Annotated in this window: 3 protein-coding genes; all 3 read left to right on the forward strand. The window is 53.6% G+C overall.

What is annotated here, in order from left to right:
• A partial coding sequence (locus tag ACFT9I_RS40185; RefSeq protein ID WP_382572853.1) for a hypothetical protein occupies positions 1-256 on the forward strand: 256 nt, incomplete at its 5' end.
• Position 257: 1 nt separating this feature from the next.
• On the forward strand, positions 258-947 hold the full coding sequence (locus tag ACFT9I_RS40190) for a DUF2786 domain-containing protein (protein WP_382572855.1): 690 nt from the start codon (positions 258-260) through the stop codon (positions 945-947).
• Positions 948-949: 2 nt separating this feature from the next.
• The gene (locus ACFT9I_RS40195) at positions 950-1,171 is read left to right on the forward strand and encodes a hypothetical protein (protein WP_382572858.1); all 222 of its coding nucleotides are present in this window, start codon (positions 950-952) and stop codon (positions 1,169-1,171) included.
• Positions 1,172-1,288: the final 117 nt, after the last annotated feature.

Below are 1,288 nucleotides of genomic sequence, written 5' to 3' on the forward strand. Positions count from 1 at the left end.
CCCTGATGTGGCAGAAATCATCGGCCTGATCCAGCAGTGGCACACCAGCCGGGTCCAGAAGCTGCAAATGATTGTTAAGGCTCCTGCGGATACTGAGTTGGTATTGCGCGGGGCAAATGGACAGCAAGTTTTATTAGTTGGCGACGAGCGCAAAGGCTTTAAGGCCGGTTGCGCCACCGCCTTGGATCTCTTTGAAAAGTTTCCACTAGTGATGACCGAGATCGTTGATAACGAAACCGATGCGGAGGATGAGTGACATGGACAACAACCGCACGCTGGAAAAGATCAAAAAATGCCTGGAGATGGCCAAGTCCAAAACCAGCAATCCTAACGAGGCCGAAATCGCACTGCGTCAGGCCCATAAACTGTTGGAGCTGTACGACCTGGAGATGGGCGATGTGCTTGCCAGCATGGCGGGTGAGTCGCAGGTTCCAGCTGGTTCTGACGGTGAGCCACCGGCCTGGCGAATCCGGTTGGCAAATGTTTGTGCCAGAGCATTCGGAACGCACTTAATTTACAGCACACCTGCATGGTCCAGAGCGGTATTCACCTTCATCGGTTGCAGCGCTGCGCCAGAGCTTTCGGGGTACGCATATCAAGTACTTGAGCGCCAGTGCCAGAAAGCTCGACGTGATTACTTGGCTACTCAGAAACGTTGCAAGCGATCCACCAAAATTGCGCGTGGCGATGCCTTTGCCCATGGCTGGATCGACGCTGTGGCCCTCAAAGTAGAAGAGTTCGCCGGTGTCGAAGACGAAATTGTAGAGGCAATTGAAGCCTACATGGCCAAAAACTATCCGGCACTGAAGAGCGTCGACTTGAAGCGCCGCAAGCTCAAGTCGCGTGATGAGGGCTCTGCCGATGCAGGGTATCAAGCGGGCAAGTCGGCTCAACTGCACCAGGCGGTGAACCATCAGCCTCGCGCACACTTAACCATGGGAGTTTGAAAATGAACGCCATGGAAACTAAGTACGACACCCTGGTAGTTGAAGGTATGAATAACGAAGTTCCTCGGGCCATTGGTGAGCTGCGTGTGGCGGCGTGGTCTTCAGGACATGCCCTGGACCAAAAGCTCGAACTGGAGAACTTCATTCGTGAATTATCTTACGGCGACGTTGAAGATCCGCAGCAGGCTGCTATTGAACTGATGGAGCGTCAGAAATGGGCATGACTAGCACGGGGAAGCTTTCAGCCGGTGTACTGGAGTTCCTGGCGATCTGTGATCAATGCAAACGGCCTCGTAACACTGGCAATCACGCTAAGTGCAGCAAGATCCGTCAACGGATTC

Origin of the sequence: Streptomyces sp. NPDC057137, from assembly GCF_042670825.1 — a bacterium.
GTDB lineage: Bacteria > Actinomycetota > Actinomycetes > Streptomycetales > Streptomycetaceae > Streptomyces.